At 67.7% G+C, this 16,310-nt stretch carries 32 protein-coding genes; 7 read left to right on the forward strand and 25 right to left on the reverse strand.

All coding sequences use genetic code 11. The features are described 5' to 3' along the window. Positions 1-77: 77 nt before the first annotated feature. Positions 78-578: a hypothetical protein gene (locus ACT2CW_RS42415; protein ID WP_445520451.1), complete on the forward strand. Its 501-nt coding sequence runs from the start codon at positions 78-80 to the stop codon at positions 576-578. Between the two features lie 46 nt (positions 579-624). Then, a complete protein-coding gene (locus ACT2CW_RS42420; protein WP_445520452.1) occupies positions 625-804 on the forward strand; it encodes a hypothetical protein in 180 nt (59 codons plus the stop codon). Positions 805-953: 149 nt separating this feature from the next. Here the strand turns inward: ACT2CW_RS42420 and ACT2CW_RS42425 are convergent, their stop codons facing one another. The 25 genes from ACT2CW_RS42425 to ACT2CW_RS42545 all read right to left on the reverse strand — a co-directional run bounded on the left by ACT2CW_RS42425 (position 954) and on the right by ACT2CW_RS42545 (position 12,892). Next, positions 954-1,262: a hypothetical protein gene (locus tag ACT2CW_RS42425; protein ID WP_445520453.1), complete on the reverse strand. Its 309-nt coding sequence runs from the start codon at positions 1,260-1,262 to the stop codon at positions 954-956. Between the two features lie 168 nt (positions 1,263-1,430). Then, positions 1,431-1,634 carry a hypothetical protein gene (locus tag ACT2CW_RS42430; RefSeq protein WP_445520454.1) on the reverse strand — a complete coding sequence of 68 codons (204 nt, stop codon included), beginning with the start codon at positions 1,632-1,634 and terminating at the stop codon, positions 1,431-1,433. 94 nt (positions 1,635-1,728) lie between these two features. After that, entirely contained in the window at positions 1,729-1,863 is a 135-nt protein-coding gene (locus tag ACT2CW_RS42435; RefSeq protein ID WP_445520455.1) for a hypothetical protein, read from the reverse strand. 34 nt (positions 1,864-1,897) lie between these two features. Continuing rightward, positions 1,898-2,131 carry a hypothetical protein gene (locus ACT2CW_RS42440; protein WP_445520456.1) on the reverse strand — a complete coding sequence of 78 codons (234 nt, stop codon included), beginning with the start codon at positions 2,129-2,131 and terminating at the stop codon, positions 1,898-1,900. A 41-nt stretch (positions 2,132-2,172) separates the two neighbouring features. Next, positions 2,173-2,358, reverse strand: coding sequence for a hypothetical protein (locus tag ACT2CW_RS42445; RefSeq protein ID WP_445520457.1), 186 nt, complete (start codon positions 2,356-2,358; stop codon positions 2,173-2,175). Further along, positions 2,355-2,552: a DUF4236 domain-containing protein gene (locus ACT2CW_RS42450; protein WP_445520458.1), complete on the reverse strand. Its 198-nt coding sequence runs from the start codon at positions 2,550-2,552 to the stop codon at positions 2,355-2,357. Before ACT2CW_RS42450 ends, ACT2CW_RS42445 begins: the two co-directional genes overlap by 4 nt. A gap of 173 nt (positions 2,553-2,725) precedes the next feature. Further along, positions 2,726-3,040 carry a DUF7739 domain-containing protein gene (locus tag ACT2CW_RS42455; protein WP_445520459.1) on the reverse strand — a complete coding sequence of 105 codons (315 nt, stop codon included), beginning with the start codon at positions 3,038-3,040 and terminating at the stop codon, positions 2,726-2,728. 3 nt (positions 3,041-3,043) lie between these two features. Further along, positions 3,044-3,583: a hypothetical protein gene (locus tag ACT2CW_RS42460; protein WP_445520460.1), complete on the reverse strand. Its 540-nt coding sequence runs from the start codon at positions 3,581-3,583 to the stop codon at positions 3,044-3,046. Continuing rightward, on the reverse strand, positions 3,580-4,194 hold the full coding sequence (locus ACT2CW_RS42465) for a DUF6197 family protein (RefSeq protein ID WP_445520461.1): 615 nt from the start codon (positions 4,192-4,194) through the stop codon (positions 3,580-3,582). Before ACT2CW_RS42465 ends, ACT2CW_RS42460 begins: the two co-directional genes overlap by 4 nt. Positions 4,195-4,280: 86 nt before the next feature. Further along, positions 4,281-4,529 carry a hypothetical protein gene (locus ACT2CW_RS42470; RefSeq protein WP_445520462.1) on the reverse strand — a complete coding sequence of 83 codons (249 nt, stop codon included), beginning with the start codon at positions 4,527-4,529 and terminating at the stop codon, positions 4,281-4,283. A 22-nt stretch (positions 4,530-4,551) separates the two neighbouring features. Further along, positions 4,552-4,971: an NUDIX domain-containing protein gene (locus tag ACT2CW_RS42475; RefSeq protein WP_445520463.1), complete on the reverse strand. Its 420-nt coding sequence runs from the start codon at positions 4,969-4,971 to the stop codon at positions 4,552-4,554. 72 nt (positions 4,972-5,043) lie between these two features. Beyond that, positions 5,044-5,454, reverse strand: coding sequence for a hypothetical protein (locus ACT2CW_RS42480; RefSeq protein WP_445520464.1), 411 nt, complete (start codon positions 5,452-5,454; stop codon positions 5,044-5,046). Positions 5,455-5,683: 229 nt separating this feature from the next. Then, complete coding sequence (locus ACT2CW_RS42485; RefSeq protein WP_445520465.1) at positions 5,684-7,831, reverse strand: hypothetical protein; 2,148 nt, start codon at positions 7,829-7,831, stop codon at positions 5,684-5,686. Positions 7,832-7,849: 18 nt separating this feature from the next. Next, positions 7,850-9,172: a hypothetical protein gene (locus tag ACT2CW_RS42490; protein ID WP_445520466.1), complete on the reverse strand. Its 1,323-nt coding sequence runs from the start codon at positions 9,170-9,172 to the stop codon at positions 7,850-7,852. Positions 9,173-9,205: 33 nt separating this feature from the next. After that, positions 9,206-9,427, reverse strand: coding sequence for a hypothetical protein (locus ACT2CW_RS42495; protein WP_445520467.1), 222 nt, complete (start codon positions 9,425-9,427; stop codon positions 9,206-9,208). 102 nt (positions 9,428-9,529) lie between these two features. Then, the gene (locus ACT2CW_RS42500; protein ID WP_445520468.1) at positions 9,530-9,742 is read right to left on the reverse strand and encodes a hypothetical protein; all 213 of its coding nucleotides are present in this window, start codon (positions 9,740-9,742) and stop codon (positions 9,530-9,532) included. Positions 9,743-9,808: 66 nt separating this feature from the next. Then, entirely contained in the window at positions 9,809-10,021 is a 213-nt protein-coding gene (locus tag ACT2CW_RS42505; RefSeq protein WP_445520469.1) for a hypothetical protein, read from the reverse strand. Between the two features lie 33 nt (positions 10,022-10,054). Further along, positions 10,055-10,321: a hypothetical protein gene (locus ACT2CW_RS42510; protein WP_445520470.1), complete on the reverse strand. Its 267-nt coding sequence runs from the start codon at positions 10,319-10,321 to the stop codon at positions 10,055-10,057. Positions 10,322-10,575: 254 nt separating this feature from the next. Next, positions 10,576-10,728, reverse strand: coding sequence for a hypothetical protein (locus ACT2CW_RS42515; protein ID WP_445520471.1), 153 nt, complete (start codon positions 10,726-10,728; stop codon positions 10,576-10,578). Next, positions 10,725-10,895, reverse strand: coding sequence for a hypothetical protein (locus ACT2CW_RS42520; RefSeq protein ID WP_445520472.1), 171 nt, complete (start codon positions 10,893-10,895; stop codon positions 10,725-10,727). Before ACT2CW_RS42520 ends, ACT2CW_RS42515 begins: the two co-directional genes overlap by 4 nt. Further along, positions 10,892-11,119, reverse strand: a complete 228-nt coding sequence (locus ACT2CW_RS42525; protein ID WP_445520473.1) for a hypothetical protein — start codon at positions 11,117-11,119, stop codon at positions 10,892-10,894. Before ACT2CW_RS42525 ends, ACT2CW_RS42520 begins: the two co-directional genes overlap by 4 nt. After that, on the reverse strand, positions 11,119-11,325 hold the full coding sequence (locus tag ACT2CW_RS42530) for a hypothetical protein (RefSeq protein WP_445520474.1): 207 nt from the start codon (positions 11,323-11,325) through the stop codon (positions 11,119-11,121). Before ACT2CW_RS42530 ends, ACT2CW_RS42525 begins: the two co-directional genes overlap by 1 nt. Then, positions 11,325-11,642, reverse strand: coding sequence for a hypothetical protein (locus ACT2CW_RS42535; protein WP_445520475.1), 318 nt, complete (start codon positions 11,640-11,642; stop codon positions 11,325-11,327). The genes ACT2CW_RS42530 and ACT2CW_RS42535 overlap by 1 nt, the downstream gene beginning before the upstream one ends. Before the next feature lie 81 nt (positions 11,643-11,723). Then, positions 11,724-11,966, reverse strand: coding sequence for a helix-turn-helix domain-containing protein (locus ACT2CW_RS42540; RefSeq protein ID WP_445520476.1), 243 nt, complete (start codon positions 11,964-11,966; stop codon positions 11,724-11,726). A gap of 167 nt (positions 11,967-12,133) precedes the next feature. Next, positions 12,134-12,892: a GntR family transcriptional regulator gene (locus tag ACT2CW_RS42545; protein ID WP_445520477.1), complete on the reverse strand. Its 759-nt coding sequence runs from the start codon at positions 12,890-12,892 to the stop codon at positions 12,134-12,136. A 198-nt stretch (positions 12,893-13,090) separates the two neighbouring features. Between ACT2CW_RS42545 and ACT2CW_RS42550 the strand changes: the two genes are divergently transcribed. The 5 genes from ACT2CW_RS42550 to ACT2CW_RS42570 all read left to right on the forward strand — a co-directional run bounded on the left by ACT2CW_RS42550 (position 13,091) and on the right by ACT2CW_RS42570 (position 16,058). After that, a complete protein-coding gene (locus ACT2CW_RS42550; protein ID WP_445520478.1) occupies positions 13,091-13,576 on the forward strand; it encodes a GIY-YIG nuclease family protein in 486 nt (161 codons plus the stop codon). A gap of 160 nt (positions 13,577-13,736) precedes the next feature. Further along, positions 13,737-14,195: a DUF6907 domain-containing protein gene (locus ACT2CW_RS42555; protein ID WP_445520479.1), complete on the forward strand. Its 459-nt coding sequence runs from the start codon at positions 13,737-13,739 to the stop codon at positions 14,193-14,195. A 161-nt stretch (positions 14,196-14,356) separates the two neighbouring features. Then, positions 14,357-15,133 (forward strand): hypothetical protein, encoded by a 777-nt coding sequence (locus tag ACT2CW_RS42560; protein WP_445520480.1) that lies wholly within the window; start codon positions 14,357-14,359, stop codon positions 15,131-15,133. A gap of 29 nt (positions 15,134-15,162) precedes the next feature. Next, entirely contained in the window at positions 15,163-15,579 is a 417-nt protein-coding gene (locus ACT2CW_RS42565) for an NUDIX hydrolase (protein WP_445520481.1), read from the forward strand. A gap of 77 nt (positions 15,580-15,656) precedes the next feature. Continuing rightward, a complete protein-coding gene (locus ACT2CW_RS42570; RefSeq protein WP_445520482.1) occupies positions 15,657-16,058 on the forward strand; it encodes a hypothetical protein in 402 nt (133 codons plus the stop codon). Positions 16,059-16,310: the final 252 nt, after the last annotated feature.

Here is a 16,310-nt window from a genome sequence, read left to right on the forward strand (position 1 = left end):
CAAGTCTCTCCCGCTACATCCGATCATGCCGTAGCTTTTCCGCACCAAGCACAGGGGGGTACGACATGAGACGCCACATGATCGCCGTCGTTGCTGCGGGCCTGCTGCTCGCCGGATGCGGCAGCAGCGGCAGCAGCGACGACGGCGACAAGTCGAAGAGCAAACCGTCCAAGAAGTCGACGCCTGCCGCGGCAGCGCCGAAGCGGCCGGCCAAGCTGTCCACCGAATGGATCCCGAAGATCGACGCCGCGACTGGCTCGGGCACGCAAGGGGTGTGCGCAACGGTGGGGGCGGACCGCTGCGCCCAGCACCTGACACGGATCGCCGAGGTGGTGATCGACCTGGAGGTCGCGATCGATTCCGCGGACGCGAGGGCCCGCTATCCGCGGTCGGTGAAGGACATCGACAAGGTGAGTGCGGCCTCAAACGGGTACGCGACGGACGGCTGCCTGGGGGATCCTGCCGCTGACTTGGATGGTTCGCCGTGCTTCAAGTACAGCGCGGACATCATGGGCGGGGCCGCCTCGTTGACGCTGGATCTGGGGACGGACGAGATGCGCGCCGAGCTGGACGGGTAGGCGAAATACCCGCCGCTCCCCTGCTCTGCCCGCCACACTGTCCTGTATGGGCGTGACGGTGGTGGTGCTGGCCGAGTCGGAGGCTGAGGTGCGGGCCACGCTACAGCGCATGTGCGAGGTGCTGGGCCTGGTGCCGTTGGGCCGCCCGTCGCTTGCTCTGGGTCGGGACCGGTGGATGGCCCGCGCGCAGGTTCCCGCCCCGCAGCCACAGCCCGCCCACGAGTAGGCCCCGCCCGGGATCCGAGCGGGGCCGAGGTGACGGACGGCGTCACGCTCGATCGGTCACGACCCCTGGGTGTCGGCTAGGGTTCGAGCGTGCCCAGCCCGCTGTGATCGGGCTGGGCACGCCCAGTGGGGGGCGGGTCAGATCTTGCCTTAGAACGCTGTCGCGTAGTCGTCGAACAGGTCGCGGGCGCGGACGAGGTGCTGCTCTGCCTTAGCGAGCAGAATCTGCTGCTCGGCGCCGCCGCTGTCGCGGGCGTCGATCAGGTAGGTGACGGCCGAGTCCGCGTCGTCACTGTCCATGTGGCACTGGTCGAGGCTCTCGATGGCGTCCTGAAGCTGGCCGAGGAAGGCGTCCAGGTTGGTGGCCGGGGTCGCATCGTGGTCCTCGTCGACAACGACGGCAACGGCCTTGGCGTAGCGGTCGATGATGCTCTCGAAGGTGATGGTCTTGGTGGGCATGGTGTGGTCCTTTCCGTTTGGTGGTGGGCTGGTCGGTGATGCGGTCAGCAGGTGCAGTCGCTGCCCGCGGGGCATTCACATTCGTCGGCGTTGCGGCAGTCTTCGTTGCAGTACGGGTCGCCGCCGGGGGCTCCGCACAAGATGCATTCGTTTTCCATCTGGCCTCCCCTATTGCTTGCGGGCGTTGTAGCGGATGCGGTTGATCTCCACTGCTTCAGCGAGCAGCCGTCCGGCGGTGGGGCGCCGGTGCCGGTTCTCGCATTCGCTGGCCCAGCACTGGTGGGTGTGGCAGGTGTCCCGGTCGTCGGCGTGCATTCCGGCAGCCTCACGCTGATCGTCGCGCTTGAGGGCGGCGGCGAGCTTCTTGTCCACAGGGGCTCCTTGCGGCAGGGTTCGGGCTGTGTGCCCGCCGTGCCCCGCGCCCGTGACGGCACGCGGAGCACGGCGGGCAGGCAGTCGGGGTCGGTCAGTCGTCGGTGGTGTTGCCGCTGGCAGGCTCGTCACCGGATTCGGCGCCCTCGGCCAGTTGGGCTTCGCTGGGGAACCGGCCTTCCTGCCGCAGGTGCTGCTTGTACTTGTCGTAGAACTGCTCGTTGTCCATGTGCTTCTCCTCTTCTCGGTGTGGTTGTGCGGGATCAGTTGCTGCGCTTGGGTTCGAGCACGAGGCCGTACTTGGAGTTGGGGAGTTGCAGTACTCGCGCGGCGGGATAGTCCGCGCTGGATGCTGTGACGATGACCTGTGCGATCTCTTGGTCAGTCATCGGGCGATCGACGGTGATGTTGCTGTCGAGCACGAACGGCTCCAGCTTCCCGGCCGGGTCGGTCACGGCGATTCGGAAGCGGTAGTTGCCGGGCTGGTAGATGGCCATGGGTTTCCTCTCGTGGGACAGGTCGGGGTTTGGGTGGCGGGTCAGATGCGTTCCCAGCTGCGGGCTGCTAGAGCGGCCCTGATCTCCTGGGTGGAAATGCCGGTGGCGGTGGCATACCAGTTCAGACACCGTTCGGCTGTGTCCGGCGGCTGCTCGCCACGTTCGGCGCGTTCTATGTGGTCGTTGACGCGCTGTGCGATCAAGTCCACGTCCGTCAGGGCGGTCATCGCCGCCTCCCCCACCGATGGTTGTGCCTCCACCCGAACGGGCCAGGCAGGTCCATCGAACTGGTGCGGCGCCCGGTCGAGCTGATCGTGTGCCGGGGTCCGCCGCGGGCGCCGAGAGTTATCGACCAGGAGCGGCCATTCAGGTTGACCGTGAGCCAGCGGAAGATCCGGATGGACTTGCGGAACGTGATCACTGTGGCCTCTGTTCAGCTCGCTGTAGGCCGCTTGTTGCGGCGACTGGTGGATTCGGGAGTGCCTGCTGGATGCCTTCCGGGGCGGCGGCCATTCCCGGTGACGGTGCGGTCCCCCGGAGCACTACCGCTCGAGCCTCCCGGGCCGGGGTGCGGAGCCTTGCTGGCCACGGCCGTCAGCTCCACTCCCACGGCTGCCGGGCGGTGGCCGCACGCTGGGCCGAGTCGGCGAGCGCCTGCGCGTCCTTCGCCCAATCTGAGGGCATCAACCGATGCTGGGCGGCACGGCTCAGGACCACCGCGATCTTCCCTGCTTTGCGAGGCGCCACTATGACAACGTCACAAGCGTTGCCGTCGAAGAGAAACGCGATGGTGCGCCAGTCACGCGCGGACAGCACGTGGGCAAGCTGCTGCCCGAGGTTGTGCATGGTGGTGTACGAGCGCCGCACCTCACCATTGCTGTCGGTGCCGTGGGAAATGTTCCAGCCCATGAGTCAGTGTCCTTTCGGGAGTTGCCGGGTGAGTGCTTCGAGGTTTTCGGCTTCGCGTTCGCGGGCGTCGATAAGCCGCTCGCAGTCGCGCAGGAATGCCCGGTCGACTGTGCGGGATGCGCACATACGCAGGTAGGCGATGTGCCGCTCACGGACGCCGGGCAGGTTGAACTGCACCGCGTGCACCAACTCGTGGACGATGGTGCGATCGAACTGGCGCAGGTCACCGCGATGCTCGGGGACATTGACGAGGATGACCGCACCACTGTGGGTCATGGCGGTGGCGGCAAAGGACCGGCGCGCCTTGATTTTGGTGGCGACACGTCCGCGAATGGTGGTGGGCTTGCCGGGTCCGCCGAGGCTGGCGTGGGCTTGGTGGAGGAGCCGGTCGACTCCGGCTCCATCGGTGAGGACGAATTCGACGTCGGGCAGCGGGCCTCCGAGGCGGCGACTGATGAGGTTTCCGGCCGAATCCGCGATCTGCTCCAGCCGGGTGGCCATCTGCTGCACGCCACGGACCCGGCTGTGGACGGTGATGTTCACTGGCCTGCCGCCGCTGCCCGCTGGTAGGCGGTGAGGGTGATGTCGATGGCCTTCTGGGCGTTGCCGCATTCCCGATTCCAGTCCCCGATCAGGCGGGGCCAGCCCTGATCGCGCAGCACGCCGAGTACGTGCCAGGCGGCGGTTTCGGCGCCGGACATGGTGCCGACACCCAATGCCACGGTGGTGACGAGGGCGCCGCAGATGCAGCGCTGGCCGCGCTTGTTCCGCATCTTGTGCGGCTTGGCCTGCCAGCCCCATTCGCGCAGGATCGTGGCGGCGACGTACAGCTGGGTGGACGGCGGGTGAGTGAAATCCTTCCGGCGGCCACGGTGCGCCCAGTCCGGGAGCACGGCAGCGAGCCGGCCGGGCAGGCGGACGTCGACCGGGGGGCGGGTGCCGTGCGGATTGATGCCGTTGAGGGCTTCGGCGACCAGTTCATCGACGGTCTTGCTGGTGAGTTGGCGGGTGGTGTGGTTGCCGGGTGCTGTGCGCTGATATCCGGCGGCGATGTCTGCGAACTGTCGCTGTTCGCTCGGGCTGAGCGGTTTCGCGCGGTAGAGGCGGGCGGCGGCCTGATCCAGGCTTGCCGCATCGAGCATGGCTGTGGTCATCTAGTGGCCTCCTACGGCCTTTCGGGGTTCGGGGAGGGTTTGGGGCGCCCCGGTTGCTGCCACGCGGGTGGGGCGCCCCGGCTCAGCTACTTCTCGCGTAGCGAGTAGCTCACGATGGCGACGTCTTCCCGGGGGATTTTGAATTCCTTCGAGTACCAGGTGGTGAGCCCTGCGAGGAGAGAACCCACGGTGGCGCCGGGCTGCGTGTCGTAGCTGCCCCCTTCGATGCGCTGGGTCGTGACGGTCCCGTGGCGCACGGGTCCGCGTGTGAATGTGGCGTCCCAGGCGTAGCGGCGGGCGGTGAGCGGGGTGTCCGGGTTGCTGTAGTCGGTCATGCGTTCTCCTAGATTGGGTGTTTCAGGACGTTGAATCCACGGCTGCGGCGAGGATGTCCGCGTGGTCGAATGCGAGCGGAGGCAAGGCATCCAGCGGCCACCACTGGGCCGTGCGGGCGTCGTCTCCGGCAGCGATGGGAGTTCCGGTGGGAACGACGACGAGGTAGGCGTCGGTGCTGTACCTGCCTCGCGGGTCGCGGCCGGGCTGGTTCCATGTGCCGATCTCGCGCAGGTCGCCGGTGGCCACGTGAACACCTGTTTCCTCAGCGAGCTCCCGGGCGGCGGCCTCGCGACTCGACTCCCCCGGGTCGCGGTGGCCGCCGGGCAGGGCCCAATGGCCCTCGTAGGGGTCCCAGCGACGTTCGATCAGCAGTACCTGCCGATCGGGGGTGACGACGATGATGTCGGCGGTGTGGCGGATGGTCTCGGGCTGGGCTTCCATGGGTTCCCCTTGATCGGGATCTACTGGATGGGGTGGGCTAGTGGGCTTAGCTGATGTAGGTCTTGGCTGCCATCAGAGCCAGCCCCGCTTGCCGCTCTTGCCCTTACGGCGCCGGTCCCGGGCCTCGGCGGCCAGCTTCTCCATGCCGCGCAGTTCGGTCTCGTCCAAGTAGCGCTCGGTGTCATCTCCGAGGGGGCCGGCGACCTGCGGACCGGGGCCCGCCTGGTCGCGCACCCCCTTGGGCTTGTCGGACCAGACCATGCCGTACTTCAGCACCAGGTCGCCTGCGCTCACGTTGCCAGCGACCATGGGCTTGCCGTACAGCCTGCTCCAGTGGGTGACGGGGAACTTGCTGGCCAACTGGGCGTCCTCCCAAGGCGCCTTTCCCGTGGCGATGTCGACGACGACCCAGAGGACGTCGCCGACCTTCGCGGTGCGGTCCAGGGCCTTCGCGCCGCGGGGGCCGGTCCAGGTCTGCGTCATGCTGATCTCCTTCGAGTTCGTGGAACATATGTGGATGAATGGGGTGCTCTCGGGCCTGCTCAGCCCTGCTCAGGGATGCTTCGTTGCAGGTCAGCGCTGCTCAGGGGTCTGCTCAGGGCTTGCTCAGAGCAGAGGTTGAGCAGGGCGTGAGCAGCGGGTTGAGCAGGGGTGACCTGCGGAAACGTCGCCTTGAGCAGGCTTGAGCAGGGGGATGATCAGGACATTACGGTCACAAGAAGCGGGCCAGGGTCTCCCGCTTGAAGCCCCGCGGGTTGGCCAGACCGTCCAGCGGGCCGAGCGTCACAGGCTTGCCCACCGCGGGCGCGAGCATCTCCTTCAGCGACTCGGCCGTCAGGTCGGCGTAGGCATCCGGGTAGTGCTCGGCGAGCTTGGCAACGAGCGTCTCGGTACGCATCCGGTCCACCCCAGCCTTGTCCATGAGGTCGACCGCATCGGCGATCACCGCGGTCGTCGCCTCAGGCTGCGCACCCGCCATCGGCTCGGCGTCGCACAGCTTCAACAGCTGCTCCCACGTGAGGAGCTCGACGGGGGCCTCCTTCTTGAGGACGCCTTCGATATCGTAGGTAGGCAGGACGTATTCGGGCAGGTCGACGCCTGCCATGGCGTCGAGGCTGGCCTGGTCGGGCTCAACGAGCCCCGCCTCCAGGCGCTCGGTGGCCAGCGTCCGCAGGGTCGCCGACGGTACCTCGTGGACCTTGTACTCGATCGGCTCGTCGGGCATGCCCGGCACGCCCTGGATGTAGATGTGCCCGGCGTCCTTCGGGTCGGTGTCGGTGGCGGGCGACAGCCTGTGCGACTGCCATCCCTCGTTGACGGACCCTTCACCGAAGACCGCGCGAGTGTCGCCGACCTTGCACGGACCGACCGCCTTCAGAGCGATCATCTGGGCGATGTTCTCTCCGAGGTACAGCTTGGTGCCGCCCTGGGATGCGATCTCCAGTGCCACGGCTTCCTTGCGGCCGACCAGGAGTAGATCGAAGGCGAGACGCTTGGCCAGGTCGGACCCCTTCGGGAACTCATCGAAGAAGATCGTGAAGTGGGGGTGCTCCTTGCTGACCTTCCACTTGCGACCCATCCCGAGCTTCTTCCGCAGCCGGGCCCGCGCCTTCGACAGCATGAAGAAGAACAGCAGGACGGCTTCGATCTGCTCATTGGTGCGGGCCGTGATGCGGACAGCGTCGTGGAGGTCTTCGAGGCCGTCGCCGTGCGGGTCAAGGTCGATGGTGATGTTGTCGTAGCAGGCAGTGGTTCCTTCGGCGAGGGCCTGGAGGACGCCGGTCTTGCCGCCTCCAGTGGTGGCGACGACCAGCCCCATGACCCCGGCCAGGGAGACCGCCAGTTCGTCGCCACCGACGGAGCTGCCGATGCGGAACTTGTCGGTGATCGACATCGACTTGGGGGCCCGATAGGGCAGGCCAGGGGCGGACGCGAACGGGTCGGCGCCCCGGTCCACGAGCCGCAGCACCGCACAGGCCCGCCGCTCCTTCATCGGAGTCGGCCGGACCCCGTTGGTGGCGAGGTCGAAACGGGTCTCCAGGTCGCCGGCCACCTTGATGATCGCCTCGGGAGTGCCTTCGCTAACCCGGACCACGCACTGCCAACCCCACGACAGCCGGATCACGTCGCTGACCTCGGCTACCGGCACGCCCTCGGCAATCAGGGCTCGCAGTACGCATTCGGCGAGCTGCTGCGGGGTGCGGGCCTGAGCGATCGGGAACGGGCTGCCGCCCTCGGGCAGCTGGTCGACGGTCATGAAGACCTGGCCCGTGTCCTGCCCGAACCCGCTGTCGGTCTGCTCGATGATGGACAGCGGAGGGGCGGTGGCCTCAACCTCGGCCTCGGCCGGGTCGGGTCGTCCGTGGTAGGCGCCGAAGACTGCGCCGCCGACCGCCATGCATGCCTCGATCAGGGTTCCGCCGACGATGACGCCGGTCGCTGCCCCGGCCACGCCTACGGCGCTCCATAGGGCGGTCTTGATGTCGTGGCGCTTCTTGTGTCCGCGGTACTCGTCCCGGCGCTCTTTCACCAGCTCCTTGGCGCTGCTTTCGGCTGCCGTGTTCCCCTTGGAGGAACGCAGCTCGGCGACAGCGGACTCGATCATTTGCGGGTAGTCGTCGCGGCGGGCGTCCAGCCAGCGGCGCCCGAGGTTCTTGTATCCGCGGGCGGACCAGCCGACGTACAGCTTGTTGTCGAGTGCGTGGTCCTTGGCGCGTCCGGCGAGGGCGAGCTTCGACCGCATCCACGAGGCGTCACCATTCTGCTTGACGATCTCGCCGTGGTGCTCGACGACAGCGCCCTCGACCGGCTTGCGGAGGTTCAGGTTGGGCTGGGGGATGGAGTGCGGTGCGGTAGTCATGGCGGCGGCTCCAGGGGGTCAGTTGGCGTCGCCGCGAGCGGCGTTCTTGGCGGTCATGGGGGTCCGCTCGATGGCGGCCTGCTTGCGCGCGAGCGGGCTGTTGGGGGCAGCGTCACCGGAGCGCCGAACAGGAGGGGTGCCGCCGTTATTGCGGCGCCCGTCGGGGGCGTCAGGGTCGCGCTTGGAGCGAGGGGGTCGTTGGGATTCGACCTGCGAGAAGTCACCGATTATCGGAAGGTCGGTGGCGGTCTTCATGCGCTTCTCCGCAGCCCGCGCGTCGGCCTCGATTTTGGCGGTGATACCGACCTTCCGAGTGCCGTGCACGAGGCTCCAGGCGTCACCCCAGATCTGCTCGGTGACGTACTCCGAGCCGCGTGCCGAGCGCAGCGCCTCGGCCACCTCCCACACCTCGGGGTGGTGCTTCCGACGGTCCTCGTCGCGCCGCTTCTGCTCGGTCTCCGCCTGCAACTGCTGGGCCGCCTTCTCGGCCTTGGTCTTCGCGTCAGCGGCCTGCTTCTCAGCCTTGGCCTCGGCCCGTGCAGCCTCCTCGGCTTCCTTCGCCTTCTTCGCGGCCCGCTTCTCCCGGTACGACGGGATGCCGTCGGCCTTCTGTGCGATGCCGTGCTCGTAGGCCATGAGCACGATCGGCCCGCCGAGGGAGGCGATGGCGCCGATGAGGCCGGCGTTGATGCCAATGGCCGGGTCCTTCAGCCCATGCCACATGTTGATCCCGGCGGCGAGCAGGGCGCCCATCATGATGCCGATGCGGTACGGCAGAACATCCCGCCGGTGCGCGACCGCCCATGCGGCGCCGCAGGCGAGGACGAGAGCCAAGCCCTCCAGCAGGGCAGGAGCTGCGACGAGGAAGGGGCGCTCCCGGTCCCAGAAGGCGATGAACTGGACCGGTGCCGCGATCACGAGCCCGACCAGGTAGATGCCGCGGGCGCCCCACTTCCACAGGCTCTCGCTGCGCTCCTGCTCGGCCTCTTGTGCGGCCTCCCGCTCAGCCTCCTCCTCCGCGGCCTTCTCGGCCTTCTCGGCGGCGGCCCTGGCCTTAGCTGCCTTCTCGGCCTTCTCGGCGAGGTAGGCGTCGTGGGCGGCCTGGTCCTTCTCCAGCTTCATGCGTGCCCGCTCGTTCGCGAGCCGCTGCTTCTCGGCCTCCTCAGCGGCCTTGATCTTCTCGGCCTCGGCCTTGCCCTGCGCTTCGATGCGACGCGCTTCGGCTTCGGCGTTGGCGCGCTTTCGGATCGCCTCCGCCTCGGCCAGGGCGCGCGGATCGAACCGCGGCTCGGCAGCGGGCACGGGCGTCCCGTTGACCTGCTTCTCGACGGAGGTGGTCACGGTACTCAATCCCTTCGGGGGTGTTGGGGGTGGTTAGGCGGCGGTCTTGTAGTCGTCGGGTCCCTTGGTGCGCACGTAGTGGCGGGTGATCTTGTCTTCGTCGATCAGCCCATCCAGGACAAGCGCGGCGAGCACGAGCAGGCCGAGGCCGACCCGCATCCACACGGGCGGGACCACGCCGAACAGCCACGACAATCCGGCGATCATCAGGGCGATTCGGAGGCGGGCAAGCCCGGCAAGCACGGTGTGAGGCATCAGGAATCCTTCGGGTGGTGTTGGGGGTGGTGGTGTCTGGCGGGCTTACCAACCCGCAGGTGCGGGGTCGAACCTGCGGGATGGGCTGCCGTCAGGCAGCGCTCAGATCTTCTTCAGGTCCTCGGGGGCGAACCCGACGTAGCCGAGCACCCGCTCCTTGACCTTGGATTCGAGGCCCTTCACGGCCACGAGGCCGGAGCTGTCGGGGCCGTCGGTGTAGACAGTCGCGGTGCGGCCGATGTACTTGCGGTACTCCGGATAGTCCACCGAGCTGACGATCTGGACCCTCTGACCCTTGCGGAACTGCGCATCCATCCGCTGGTACTCCTCTCGAATCGGACCGCCGGTCCGAGACCGGCGGATCAGGCTGCCGTCAGGTGGTCAGTCGTCGATCGGCTCGCTGTTCTCCAGGTCGGACGGATACGGGTGGTCGTTGACCACCACCGGGCATCCCGGCTTGGCGCAGGTGTAGTAGCCCTTGAGGTCGCCCGGGGCTTCGCCTCCGAGCATCGGCTTGCCGTGGTGGGTCGGACGCGACTCGCCGAGCATGCGCTTGGCGTCCTTACGGCTGGCGTTGCTGATCAGGCGGGTCATTCGATCTCCTTGATTGATGTGGGCGTCAGGTGGTCAGCTGGCGTCGGGCTTGATGTCGATGCTCTGGATCTTGTACTTGGCGCCGGGCTGCTCCTCCATGCAGAAGCGGAGGAACCCGGCGGCGAGGCTCTTGTCGGTCTCCTTCTTCACGGCGCGGATCGGCACCGGCCCGAACTTGACGGTCGCGACATCGCCGTCGTACTGGAACCGCTCCGGGGCATGCAGCTGGCGGGCGACCTTGGCGGGCATCGTGGCGACGACGCTGATCACGTAGTTGCCGGGCTGGTAGGTGGTGGCCATGAATCCTCCAGGTGGTTGTAGGTGTTGGGCTTGGATGGTCTGGTCGTGCTCGGCACCCGCCAGCCGGGGGCTGGGGAGTCCCGGGGACAACCGGGCCGGTGGTGGCGGGGCCCGTCGACAGACCCCGCCGTGGGGCGGTTAGGGGGTGTGGCTGTCACGGCGACCCATGGGCTTCACCTCCTTCCGGTAGGTCGGGAGGGGTGCCGGGCCCGGGGCTGGGGGATGCACCACCGGGCCCGGCGGATCAGGGGGGGTTAGGCGGCGAGGGCCTTCTGCGACTGCGTCTTCGGCTTGCCGAACCCGGTGCGGTAGTCCTCGGCGGCCTGCTGGAGGAGTGCTGCGACCCGCTTCTTCCGGGCCGCCTCCTCCTCCGGCGACTGCGGCTTCGGATCCCGACCCGCCCTCACGACGCGACCCGCTCTCGGGTGACGATGCGGAACACGTCCCGGCGGGCGTTGTACACGACCTCGACGTCCTCGCCCCCGGCCCGCAGCACCTCGGCGATCCGGTCTAGGACCGGCAGGTTCCGGTCATCACCGGCAGGCAGCTCACGCAGCATCTCGGCGGTGGTCACCGGGTTCCCCCGCCCTGACTGTGCCGGTCGGCCCGGTCCAACTGGATGAGATCCCACCGCGACAGCCGCACACCCGCAGCCCGGCGAGCGTGGGCCCGGTCCAGCAGCGCCTTCTCGTGCTCCCGCGCCACCTGCCACCGCTCCTCGAACGGCAGATCTGCCGCCAGTCGGGCACCAATCTCGCGCACAGCCTCCTCGGCAGCGGCAAGAGAATCGGCAGCCATCACGCCACCTGCTTCCGATAGGCGATGTGCTGGACCCGGCACTCCGGGATCGCCTTCTTGATGCCGCCCTCGTAGTGCAGCACCACGTAGTCGCCCTCGTGCGAATACGACTCCAGCCGCACCGGGTCGACGTTCAGCTCCGGGAACGACGCCTCGCGCCCCTCGCGGTACGAGCCGTCCTCCGTGACGATCACAAAGGACGCCATCACGCCACCTGCGCGAACTGGAGACGGACGCCGGCCGCGTCCAGAACCGGGATCAGCTTCGGCTGGCCCGGCCGGGCCTCGTCCATGTCCGCCGCGTCCAGATAGGCGGCAGCCATCGCGTCGAAATCACGCTGTCCCAGCGCCGTCAGATAGGCGATACGGATGCTCTCCCACGCCTCGTCCTCCAAGTCCGGGCCGGCCGGAACCTGAAGGTCAGAGACCAGGGTCAGAGAGCGGCGCCGGCGGCCCAGCTTCGTGGAAGCGGCATCGCCGTCGAAGAGCGAGGCGGGCGGCGGGGGAGTGACGCTACGATTCATTTCGATCTCCAGTTGCTAGCAGCTTCGGGGGGTCGGCCCCGGTCCATCGGCGTAGGCGCGCCGGGCCGGGGTTTTTGCGTTTCAGGCGGCGTCGGCCGCGGGGGCAGGGACTCGCGAGCGGTTGAGATGCTCGATCACCGCCGACTCGGGGAAGCGAAGTCCGCGGGGGCGAACTGCTCCCTGGCCGTGCCGGTGGCTTCGGAGAACCCCACTCCGCGCGAGGCGGTAGACCGCCGTCAGCGACAGGTTGAGGGTCTCGGCCACCTCGGCTGCCGCGAGCATCCGCTCGGCTGTCGAGGCCGGGACCTGGGCGGTGTCACTCATCTGTCTCCCTTCGGGCATGGGTGTGGTGTAGGCCCCGGACTCGGAACCTGTATAGGACCACTTAAGCAACTAAGACAGCTCAGCGCAAGCGCCTGTCTAGGACCAGTTGAGCACCCACAAAAAAGCCCCTGCCTGAGCAGCAGGGGCTGAGGGGGCGGACCTCCAGGTCAGGAGGGAAATGTGTAGATCAATGTGTAGCTATCAGAGTCCAGCATCATCTCGTTGACCTCGACCGGGCGCCCCTCCGAGTCGAAAGCCGTGCGCATGATGAAGATCACAGGGGTAGTCATGGTGATCCCTAGAGTCTTCGCCTCGGCCGACAAGGGGAGGCGAATCTTGATCTCCTCGCGATAGCGAGACGGGCCGTGCCCAATCTCGTCAAGCCGAGCGTAGGAACCGCCGGGACCGGTGTCCCTCTCGGTGATCGCCGTGCCTTCCACCAAGTCGACCGGGTACCAGGACGTCGCCTGCTGAATCTTGCGCCCTTCGGACTGGAACACCCGGCTACGCATCCAGGCTTTCTGGCCTCGGACACCGAGAGTGCCAGCGATATCGTCCGGCGGAACCACCTTCTTGACGGTGACCTCTTCGCCCCGGTCGCGCCCCCCCAAGTCCTTGTCCCAGATGGCGCGACCTGCCCCCCAATGCTTCTTGGCCAGTCGGTCGACGGCATCGCGCTTGATTCGCCGGAACGACCGAAGGTAGACGCCCGAACCTCCGCGAGACTCTACGCGGTCCTCGGCTCGCAGCACTTGGATCGCGTCCCGGACAGTGTTGCGTGCGGTATCGAACTCCTCCGAGAGCTCGCGCTCACTGGGCAGCTTGCGGCTTTCGTCAAACACACCGGATTCGATCCGCGCGCGCAGCTCATCCGCGATCTGCTCGTAGCGCGGCTTCTTGCCCTGCGCTGGATCCGTCACGTCCATCCCTCCTCAGGTCTACGAACGACCAAGATACCGGTCTACCTGCCGGAACCGACTGGGCGTATACCAGGCGTCCATCTCTGCCAACTCAGACACCTTGACATTTGGTCCTATACCAGTGGAGTCTCCTGTCTAGGACGACCGCGCAGCGTATGCGGTCATGAACCGAGTGTGCGCTCGTGCGCGCACGGAGGGAGTGCCGTGTTCAGAACCTCCGACGGCGGGCCAATCCAGATGTACGAGGACCCCTACGATCCGATCGTCAGCTACTCCAGCCCCATGGCTGGCTGGCTGTACGCGCGGCACCCGAAGATTCCCGACTACTGGACCGCCGTAGCCGAAGAGCCCACCCGGGATCGGGCTGAAGAAACCGAGACAGGCCAGGGGCGGCGATCGAAGAAGACCAACAGGAAGGCGCGGGTGTCTGACGACTCTGTCCGCACTGCCCTGTACCGAATCCGCAACGCCGATGGCGAACTGCTTTACGTCGGGATCAGCGCCAAGCCTCCGCAGCGCTGGGGGCAGCATGCCGCCGATAAGGACTGGTGGCCAGAGGTGGCGGGACTGTCGATCGAGTGGTTCGACAGCAAGACGGAGGCGCTCGCCATGGAGGCCCGCGCGATCCGGACCGAACGACCTCGCCACAACATCCAGCACAACGGCACTGATGTCCCGCCGAAAGTGTGAGCCCATTCACGCAACGAACTGTTCACCGAAGGGTGGGTCGCGCCCCACTCTGATCCCCGTAACGCGAACGGCCGGGCGCTGGAACGCCCGGCCCGTTCAGCCAGCGGGTGCCAGCCCGCTGACCAGTAGCTCACCCCAACCAAGAAGTGGAGCTTTGCCCATGACTCTAGCCCACGATGTCCCGACCCAGCAGTCTCCCGCCCCCGCCTCTCCCCCGCCGCCGGCCTCCCCGCGCCTGGTGGCGGCTGTGGTCCGCGGGCAGCGGATCGCCGTTCCGTGTCCGGAATGGTGTGTGCGTAGCCACTCGGAGGAGCGGCTGGCTGACCTGTCGGATCTGTATCACGAGGGCGAGACGCTCGCTCTGGCCGCCCCGGAGTTCGGCGGGGTGTCGGAGGTGATGGTGGCCGCTCTCCGGCAGGACCCGTTCCACAGGGACGAGGACAGCGGGATGCCGTATCTGGGCTTCGACGCTACGGGAGGGGGAAACCCCACCAGCTTGCAGGAGCATGCGGCGCTGGCGTTCATCGATCAGGCGATCGCGCACTTCGAGAAGATGCGCGACCAAGTGCGGCAGCTGGCCGAGGCGCGGAGGGTGGCCGAGCAGCAGACTGCGGGCTGACGGGCGTAGGCAAACAGCAACGGCCGGGTGGATGTGGCGTCCACCCGGCCGTCTTCAGATCCACGGGTATGCGGCCCGCGATCCAGGAGTTCGGTCTTGAAGGTACAGAAGTGCGCCCGCGTCTGCCAGTGGGCGGCGGTGCAATGAGAGTCATACGGACGATGCCGGATAGCGGCTGGGTTCCAGTCGCCAACACGACGGCACAGAGCCGGCGCCTGTCCTGGCGGGCGAAGGGCCTGCTGTTGGATCTGCTGAGCTTCCCGGACGGCTACGAGATCACGTTCGACAAGCTGGTCGCGATGGCCCGCGCCTCGGGCGACCCGGATGTGGAGGGCAGGGACGCGATGCGCCGAGCGCTGCAAGAGCTGGAACGCAAGGGCTACGTCGCCCACGTGCGGAAGCGCATGAAGGACGAGGAGACGAAGCGAATCTTCTGGAGGACGGAGACCGTGGCGTGTGACGACCCTGAGGCTTTGAAGCTCCGGGTTACGGCCTTCCAGGAAGCCGGAGGTTCAGGAGGCCGGACGTCCAGTACGGCGGAGGACCAGGAAGTCTTTAACAACACGGGTAGTTACAAGAATGATCAGCAAGACGAGGAGGGGAAATCCTCCTCCGCACTCGCTGGCGCTCGCGCGGGCCAGCACGCGGGCAAGCAAGATCGACAACAGGCGGAACTTGACCGGCTGTACGCCGCCGCCAACGACCTCGACGACGACCGGCTTCGCCGCCTCCTCCTCCAGTTCGAGAAGAAGCGGCCACGCATCTACCGAGAGCAGCGGCAGTCAGCCCTCGCGCAACTGGAGCGGGAGAGTCCAGCGGACCTGCGGGGCCCGCAGTCGGTGCGCGCCGTGGACCTGCTCAGCTACAAGTACGCGCTGCTGCACTACGCCGAGCCCGGCATCCCCGAGTGGCTGCGCCGCTTCCCGCGGCAGCGATAAGCATGACGATCGAAGAGGGAGGGATTCGTGTGGCCCCACAGGAAGCCGACGGGCAGCCCGCTGTTGCTGCTGCGGTCATCACGCATGAGGGCCGGGTGCTGCTGATTCGTCGGCGCGTCACCGAGGGCCGGCTCGTCTGGCAGTTCCCTGCCGGGGTGGTCGAGCCTGGCGAGAGCCCTGCCGATGCCGCGGCGCGGGAGGCGCTCGAGGAGACGGGGCTGACCGTCATGGCGGCGCAGCACCTCGGCGAGCGGGTGCACCCGGATACAGGGCGCAGGATCTCCTACACGGCCTGCTCGGTGGTCTCCGGGGAGGCTTGCGTGGCGTCCGCCCGGGAGGTCGCGGAAGTCGCCTGGGCGAGCCGTAGCCAGCTCGCCGAGTACGTCCCTGAGGGCTTCTACGGGCCCGTGCAGGACTTCCTGGGCAAGGTTCTGCCGCAAATCTGATGTCACCCGGCCGGGTGGCCGCCCGCCCGGCCGGGGCTTCGTAGACTGTCCCACCACCGCCAAGGAGGATCACCCACATGCGCCCTACGCGCTTCGAGGAGTTCGCGCTGTCCCTTGCCCGCCAGGACCCGGCCGCGGGTCAGGCGTCCACGCTGAAGGAAGCGGGTGACAGCAAGCACCCGTTCGGCCTAGCCGTGGCTCTGGAGGGCCGTACAGCCCGTTTCCAGTTCAACGCACAGTCGGCCCCGGGTGACCAGTACGACCAGCCGGAGCGGCCGGATGAGCGTGACCCGGTCAGCCTGGATGGGCCGTGGGCTGAGGGCCCGGAGGGCTGGCTGGCCCGGATCCTGGCCGGCTCGGGGTCGCGGGAGATCGCGAGCATCGAGCAGTGGTCGCTGCAGAAGGACGCAAAGAAGGGGCACCACGGGGTGACGGTGCACTTCCATGACGGCGCACGCATCTTCGCGCGCACCCTCTGACGCGCCTCCCGCACGCCCCGTAGCCGGGTGTATCCCTCGGGTGACTACGACTCGAGGAGGCGCCCGTGAGGTTCGACCCTGGCATGCTCGCCGCTAGCTGCCCCGTCTGCGGTCTGGGTACGAGCGCCCGGGCTGGCGAGCCGACGCCGATGCATCAGGAGAACGGGGACCAGTCCAAGGGGACGTGCTCCGGCTCGGGCTCGCCCGCCCAGTAACACAGCGAGGCCCCCACCCAAGCAGGTGGGGGCCTCG

The organism is Streptomyces sp. NEAU-174 (assembly GCF_052665095.1).